7 protein-coding genes are annotated in these 7,368 nt (G+C 43.8%); all 7 read right to left on the reverse strand.

Translation table 11 applies throughout. From position 1 onward, the window contains the following. Window positions 1-12: 12 nt before the first annotated feature. The gene (locus JK188_RS15520) at window positions 13-414 is read right to left on the reverse strand and encodes a hypothetical protein (protein ID WP_036952113.1); all 402 of its coding nucleotides are present in this window, start codon (window positions 412-414) and stop codon (window positions 13-15) included. 106 nt (window positions 415-520) lie between these two features. After that, the gene (gene nrfF / locus JK188_RS15525) at window positions 521-1,615 is read right to left on the reverse strand and encodes a heme lyase NrfEFG subunit NrfF (protein WP_211887812.1); all 1,095 of its coding nucleotides are present in this window, start codon (window positions 1,613-1,615) and stop codon (window positions 521-523) included. Beyond that, window positions 1,608-3,392, reverse strand: coding sequence for a heme lyase CcmF/NrfE family subunit (locus JK188_RS15530; RefSeq protein WP_211887813.1), 1,785 nt, complete (start codon window positions 3,390-3,392; stop codon window positions 1,608-1,610). The genes nrfF and JK188_RS15530 overlap by 8 nt, the downstream gene beginning before the upstream one ends. A gap of 23 nt (window positions 3,393-3,415) precedes the next feature. Next, window positions 3,416-4,372: a cytochrome c nitrite reductase subunit NrfD gene (gene nrfD / locus JK188_RS15535; RefSeq protein ID WP_211887814.1), complete on the reverse strand. Its 957-nt coding sequence runs from the start codon at window positions 4,370-4,372 to the stop codon at window positions 3,416-3,418. Continuing rightward, the gene (gene nrfC, locus JK188_RS15540) at window positions 4,369-5,040 is read right to left on the reverse strand and encodes a cytochrome c nitrite reductase Fe-S protein (protein WP_211887815.1); all 672 of its coding nucleotides are present in this window, start codon (window positions 5,038-5,040) and stop codon (window positions 4,369-4,371) included. The genes nrfD and nrfC overlap by 4 nt, the downstream gene beginning before the upstream one ends. Then, window positions 5,037-5,609 (reverse strand): cytochrome c nitrite reductase pentaheme subunit, encoded by a 573-nt coding sequence (nrfB, locus tag JK188_RS15545; protein ID WP_036952108.1) that lies wholly within the window; start codon window positions 5,607-5,609, stop codon window positions 5,037-5,039. The genes nrfC and nrfB overlap by 4 nt, the downstream gene beginning before the upstream one ends. 45 nt (window positions 5,610-5,654) lie before the next feature. Then, window positions 5,655-7,088, reverse strand: coding sequence for an ammonia-forming nitrite reductase cytochrome c552 subunit (gene nrfA / locus JK188_RS15550; RefSeq protein WP_036952243.1), 1,434 nt, complete (start codon window positions 7,086-7,088; stop codon window positions 5,655-5,657). Window positions 7,089-7,368 lie beyond the last annotated feature (280 nt).

Genomic DNA, 7,368 nt, shown 5'->3' on the forward strand with positions numbered 1-7,368 from the left:
ACAGAAGTATAATTATCTATTCTGACAATTTTTACGCCACAAATAATTAAATTCCTCGATCGGAAACTCCATTTCGTCTCTATCCAATAGTGGAATAGAAACGACATTTCTACCATCTTCATTTAGATACGTTTTCACCATAAAACGTTTGTAGCTATAGCTATTTTTTGCATCAAATACCAGAACTTGACCACAAACATAGCCTAGCATACCGCGATCAGAGGTCTCTCTGATGACATGGTATTTCACATCTTTAAATTCGACGGTTTTAGGGAAACTCAGCAGGTCTTCCACAGCCCGCTCTGATTTCTTGATAACATCTAAATCAGGTGTGTAGTTAGCCATTACTCCTGCAAGAAATGATCCTCCTGCGATAAGAATAATCACTAAGATAGAAAGCATCTTATTCGTCATGATATTTTTCTAGATTATTATATTTAATAAATAAACTTATTATTATTTTTTATCAATTATGGATACCGCGAGGTAATAAAGGTTCAGGAACCTTTATTATTTGTATTCACTGTTTCCCACTATTTTCCATTAATTTAGCCATATGAATGGCTTCAATAATTTGAGCGCGATTGACTCTAGGATTATTACTATCAAGTAGGTTTTGCCAGATATTAATCGCCGTTGTGTAATTGGCATTGATAAAGGCATCTGAGGCTAATAACATCAATGCGGTGACTTCATTCTTATCTAGACTTAATGCTTTGTCTATCATTTTTTGTGTGTCATTTGTAACCACTTGTCCGGCTTGGTAATACATCACAGTGGCAATTGCGGCATAGAGTTGGGCATTCTCTCCGCGATATTTGAGTGCGTAGCCATAGGCAATTAAGGCATTTTCATAGCTATTTTGATAAAGGTAGTATTCACCTAAAACAGCCCAAAGCTCGCTGTCTTCAGGGGATTGTCGAATATCTGCTTGTAAACGTTGTAGATCCTGCGTTTCACGCTCCAATGGTGTGAACAGCAAGATAGGGTCATTTTGTCTTTGATATAAATCAAGTGTTGAATGGAATCGCGGTAATAAAAAATATCCCGCTATCATAATGCAGATTATGATGAGAATAAGGGTGTTACTTATCTTATTCCAATGAGAATGCTGAAGTGTTTTTTCATTATTGATAGCCGGTAATAACTGTATGTCAGAGTGAGTCTGGTTGTATTTTTCTATTAATGGAATCGCATTATCTAATAAAATAACGGGCTGATTAATTTTATTTTTTACTTTTAATGTTTTCCATAAAATAAAGATAATACAAAGAACAGCAAATACGGGAAGTAACCATAATAGTAGGGTACTAAGCGTTAATGGGGGATTATATAAAACAAAGTCACCATAACGCTCGGTCATATAGCGTTTAATCTGAGATTCACTTTTTCCTTCAGAAACCATTTTAAAGACTTGATGGCGCATGCTGACCGCGGTAGGTGCATTAGATTCTAATAAATTTTGGTTTTGGCATTGCGGGCAACGTAGTTGTGAAGCAATCTGCAAGGATAATTCCTGCTCCTCATTGGAATTAAATGCCCATGTATCCACTATTTGGGCGTGAACATTCAAGGAGCACAAGAGCAGAAACAGCATAACGATTTTTTTAATCATGCTTCCGCCCCCTAAACCAACTCATCAGCGCACCTAAGCACATCACAAATCCACCACCCCAAATCCATTGAATGCCTTCTTGTACATAAAAACGCATCGCATAGCGCTCAGTGCCCGTTTTTTCTCCCAGCACCACATACCAAGATCGCAACCATCCCCAGTGGATCCCCGGTTCTATCATCAGTTGCTGGCGAGCCATATACAGGCGGCGTTCAGTGATAAGATCAAAGCCATTTTGACCTGCATTTTGACTGACGTGGATCAGCGCTTTCTCGGTGGTGTAGTTAGATTCAGCTGCCAGTTGTAATTGTTGAAATTGGAATTGATATCCGCCAACTGAGATTGATTGCCCGACGGCGATATTTTGGCTGATTTCTGATTTCTGTGTTGAGGAAAGGGCGATCCCCAGGGCGAATAAAACAACCCCTGAGTGAGCGACAATGGCTGGGAGTTTTTGCTGCACAATAATCAACAGCCGGTGATGCAGTTTGTGGTTTCCGTTCTTGGCAATATCGCTATATTTGAGCGTTGAAATCACAATGATTACCAGCATAAATAGACCAAATGGCAATAACGTTTGATTGAAATAGGGGGCGCCTACCGAGATTTTACCTAACCCTAATAAACCATAGAGCATCGGGTATAAGGTGCCAGTCAGTACGATACATAGAACCGCGGTAAACAAAATCAAAGTCAGTAATAAATAGATTTCTCGTGATGTTTTGCGCCGAGGCTCTTGAGGGGGAAATTTAGCCTTCCAACCATAAATAAACAGTGCGCCAAGGCTTAAAACACTAAACAGCAAAAATAGCGGAACGGCACGCACGTTATCTAAGGCAAATGCATGAACGGAGATTAAGATCCCCGAGCGGACAATCAATGTACCAAGCAGCGCTAAAATTAACGTGATAATCGCCAGCAACAGGCTCCAGTGGCGATATAGCCCTGTTCGGCGTGTGATAGATAAACTGTGCAGTAATGCCGTGGCAGAAAGCCAAGGAAGTAAAGACGCGTTTTCAACGGGATCCCAAAACCACCATCCTCCCCAGCCCAATTCACTGTATGCCCACCAAGAACCGAGGATGATACCGCTAGTGAGTATGAACCAACTTGGCACCGCAAATCGCCAACACAATTGAGCAATAGGTTGGCTGGAATTCTCGGGAAGTAAGGTGGGCGTCGCTATTAATGATGCGAGCATTAACGCTGCCACTAGCATCAACCCGCTGTAACCAAGGTAAAGTAGCGGCGGGTGTAAAATGAGCCCCCAATGTTGCAGCATCGGGTTGAGATCGCGACCTTCAATTGCAGGCGGAAACAGGCGTTCAAACGGGTTGGAATAGAACACAACAAACAGCAATAACGCCGTGCATATAGCAGCCAGTACACACAACGTTAAAGGGAAAAATGGGCTATTTTGGCGGCGATAACGCCATGCAAATAAGGTACTCCAGCCAGAGAAAAACAGAACCCACAGCAGCAGCGAACCTTCGTGCCCTCCCCAAACGGCAGCAATTTTAATCACTAGGGGGGATAAACTGTGGCTATGCTGAGCCACATAAATAACGGAAAAATCACTGAATACAAAGCTGGCGGTTAAACAGAGAAACGCAGTTAATAAAAAAGTGAATTGCAAAGACGTCCAGAGCACGCCCTGAGACATTTGCCTCGGGACGTGCCTGAAAACGCCAATAAACCCCAATAGGGTATGATAGCCGGTGATACACAGCGCCAGTAGCAAGCTGATAAACCCTATTTCGGGAAGGAAAATTTCCAAGTATCACCTTTATTCTAAGTCGGTTATGCGACTGTCAGTTGCCCTGCGTACAGGACAAAGAAACGCAGGAAAAATACGCCAATTAAGCTTGCACCACTGACCACAATAACCCGAAAAGCTTGGCTACCTTGTTGTTGCCATTTTTTCAACAGGAGGGGAATAACAAAACCAATCCCCACGACGCCAAGCCAGAACCACCACGTCCAGAAACCACCGCCTAATGCCGCAATTAACGAACGCAGTTTGCCATCATCGCCGAGCGCTAGCCCCACAAAGAAGGCCGCTAGCAAAAATATCTCTAACCAGACGACGAAGCTTTCTACGCGGTGTAAAAAGGCTGTTTCAGGGTTATGAACATTCTTGCGATAGCGCAGGGCGATTGCCAGTAAACTCACCGCCAGTCCCGACGAAATTCCCGAAAAGAGGAACAGAGCCGGTAATATTGGGTTGTTTAAGAACGGATAGGATTTGAGGGCAGATAACAAGAATCCCGTATAAGCGCCCAGTAATACGGCTAAGACTAGCATAGCTATATCTAACCCGCGCATGATGCGACTTAGCCAGCCTAAAACTCGAGGCACTATCGTTAGCTTAGGTAGCCATTTTTGTTGTAGCCCAACGAGTTCTTGCTCATAAATTTTAGCCAGCCAAACCACTAACACCGCCATGTAAACTTGGAACAGCATTACCCCCATGGACATCACAGAAGTTGGGCTGTAGTGAAACATCAATTTCCAGAAAGTCCATGGACGGGTTAAGTGGAAAATGAGGATCAGTAGACCAAGAATAATGGTGGTCGGCGCTAAAATTAGCGTTGTACGCATGATAGTACTATTGCTGGTGGCAGCATTGGGTACATATTGGCGCATCAATACGGCCAGAACCACTAACCCCGCAGAGATACCAATCAAAAATAGGTAAACAGCGATAGGCCAGTCCCAGACTAACGACTCAAAATGAAAAGCTGAAGTGGTTGTCATTGGCTAACCTCCCCATATTTAAAGGGAACTCGGTACATTTTGGGTTTCGTTCCCAGTGCAATTTTGAATCGATAGGTCGGTTTTTCATGGAGCATTAGCGATACCGCACTGTTTGGATCATCTAAATTACCAAACACCAACGCTTTGGTTGGGCAGGCTTCGACACAAGCGGGTTGCTTCCCTTTTTTGAGATTGGTTTTACGGCAAAAATCGCATTTATCGGCGGTTTTGCTGATGGGATGAATAAATCTGACGCGGTAAGGGCAGGCGGCAATACAGTATTGACAACCAACACATAGGTCAGGGTTTACGTCCACAATCCCCGTGGTTTTATCGATGAATGAAGCCCCTGTAGGACAGACATCGACACAAGGGGCATGTTCGCAATGTTGGCAAGAGTGGCGGAAGAACCGATATTTGACGTCAGGAAATTGGCCGATGGGTTCACTACGAATAATCGTTAGGCGTGATACGCCTTCTGGAACTTGGTTGACTTCCCGACATGCATCCATACAGGCGGTACAGCCGATACACAGTGTTTCATCGTGGATCATGCCATATCGCACCCCGTCAACTTTCATGGTATTGGCGAGAGAATGTCCCGCCATACCGCCTACCGCCGCCAGTGCGCCTGAATAGATTATGAATTGACGACGAGAACAACTCATGGCTGCTCCTTAAGAACATTGACCGCAGCGGGGTTAAAGTTCGGGTTATCTCGCTGATCTGAGTGGCAATCCACGCAGATTTTGACCTTACCTTTATCGTTCAGCACTTTCATGGTGTCTTGCTTAGGATGGAGGTCATGACAACTCGCGCAAGCCACTTTGGTCACGTGAACATCGTGGGGCCAAAACGCTTTTTGCAGTTGTTCAGGTAAGTGGCAAGATAAACAGACGCTATTTTGTTGTTCCACGCTGTACATTGGATCATTAAACCGCATGACGTCTTTGACGCCTTCACGGTGATTGGGACCCGGTTTGCCGTGACAATTGGTGCACGTCACCGGCAAATTATTATTCGGGTTAATGACCTCAGCATGAGTGCCATGCATCCCTTCTTTATCGGGTTTATGGCAATCAAGGCAAGCATTGTCTGGATTACGCTGCTGCGTAACTTGCCAACGACCGTCTTTGTTAGCTTCTTCAGCCATTTGTGGTGTTGCCGACGCGGATATCGCCCATAACAAGCCTGACGCCAGCACCCCAGCAGTTAATAACGAACGTAGTACGCTCATATTCACTCCATTGGTTATCGCACCCCAGCGAACTGGGGTGAGTGGTTATTTGGCTAACAGGTCGTTTTTACGAGCTTGTGCATCCCATTCAGGTACCACAGTCTTTAAAAACTCTTGTTTTTCGGCATTAATTTTCTGCATATCCAAGCCGATGGCTTGTTGCGCTTTATCTTTGGTGGAGATATCTGGGATCGCGATTTCATGAGTAATGCCTTTTGAACCCAGTAAACGCGCCAGTTTGGCTCGGGCATCTGCGGCTTTATCCATTGCCCCACCAAGCATACGTAACCCTTCATCTGGTGCATGCATGTGGATACCGTGTGACGCGATAGCTAAATCCCAACGCCACTGCGCATGACGGATATCAGCAAGGATATCTTTCATTTCAGCATCGGTTGCGCCTGCATCCCAAGCTGCTTTAGCTTCAAAGTGAGCGCGTACTAACTGATCTTCCACTTTGATTTTCATCTCTTGGATAGCTTTTTTACGCTCAGCAACGATACTCTGAAGTTGCTCTTTGCTTTGGGTATGACAGCTACTACAGGTTTGTTCAAAGTTATCGAATGGATTACCGATTTTATGGCTGGTATACAGTTCCCCTTTTTCGTTTTGCAGTTTTGGCATGTGACAGTCAATACAGGTCACATTGTTTTTGCCGTGGATACCTGCGCTCCAAGTTTCATACTCAGGGTGTTGGGCTTTGAGCATTGGGGCTTTAGACAGGGAGTTTGTCCAATCAGAGAAGGCAATGTTGTCGTAGTACACTTCCATGTCTTCGACTTTGGTGCCGTTATCCCAAGGAAATTTCACGGCTTTAGTTTCGCCAGAGAAATAATATTCAACGTGGCATTGACCGCATACCATAGATTGTTGGTCGAAGCGGCTCGCTTTATCGAATGGTTTACCGATAGCTTCCATGGCACGTTCTGCGTATGGGCGAGAAAGCGTGAGTTCAGGCTTACCTTTGGCAAACTCAGGTGAGTCTGTTTTGTGGCAATCTGCACAGCCCAATACGTTGACGACTTCAGGGCCTCCTTTTGCCCATTTGCCTTTGAAGTAGCCATCTTCCCCATGTTCCTGAATTAATCGAGCAACGTCAGGGCTTTTACAGCTCCAACATGCCATAGGAAGAGGACCATCTTCAGCATTTTTTGGCGCGCCAGTCCGCAGTGTTTCACGAACATCGATAATCGCATAGGCGTGACCACGAGGTTTATTGTAGTCACGAGAGAAAGGATAACCTGCCCATAAGATGACGAGGCGAGGATCTTCAGCCAGTGCATCTTCTCGTTGTGATTGTTCTGAAGTTGCTCGCCATGAATGGTATTGATCAGGGTGTGCCGCTTCAAACGTTTCGTTTCGAGCGTTGATGGTTGATGTGGAATCTTTTGTTGGAGTTTGTGCCTGTACAGAGGTAAATAGAAATATCCCTGCAAGCACACTCAGTAGGTACAGTGCATTATTTCTTATCTTTGCCATAAGGGCCTCGAGTGTTTTTAAGCCAGCCATCCCATTAGCTGTATTTATTTTTATATTTGATAACAATCGCACTATTGCTATCAGACAATTGCCAATTTATATAATTAGCAAAAAACCACACAAAAAATATTGTCTTTGATCAATAATTAAAATGAGTTTACTTTTTAATCGATGAAAAATAATAAAAATAGATAAAATTGAATAAATAAAAAAATATTAAATTTTATTTTTTAACGCAGAGTATGGATTAAATCATTAAATAATAATGATTGTTATTTAC

Origin of the sequence: Providencia sp. JGM181 (assembly GCF_018257375.1) — a bacterium.
GTDB lineage: Bacteria > Pseudomonadota > Gammaproteobacteria > Enterobacterales > Enterobacteriaceae > Providencia > Providencia lanzhouensis.

Coding starts and splice junctions, on each gene's coding strand:
- nrfC (WP_211887815.1), bottom strand. CDS start 5,040: ATGAGTTGTTCTCGTCGTCAATTCATAATCTATTCAGGCGCACTGGCG.
- nrfF (WP_211887812.1), bottom strand. CDS start 1,615: ATGATTAAAAAAATCGTTATGCTGTTTCTGCTCTTGTGCTCCTTGAAT.
- nrfB (WP_036952108.1), bottom strand. CDS start 5,609: ATGAGCGTACTACGTTCGTTATTAACTGCTGGGGTGCTGGCGTCAGGC.
- JK188_RS15520 (WP_036952113.1), bottom strand. CDS start 414: ATGACGAATAAGATGCTTTCTATCTTAGTGATTATTCTTATCGCAGGA.
- nrfD (WP_211887814.1), bottom strand. CDS start 4,372: ATGACAACCACTTCAGCTTTTCATTTTGAGTCGTTAGTCTGGGACTGG.
- nrfA (WP_036952243.1), bottom strand. CDS start 7,088: ATGGCAAAGATAAGAAATAATGCACTGTACCTACTGAGTGTGCTTGCA.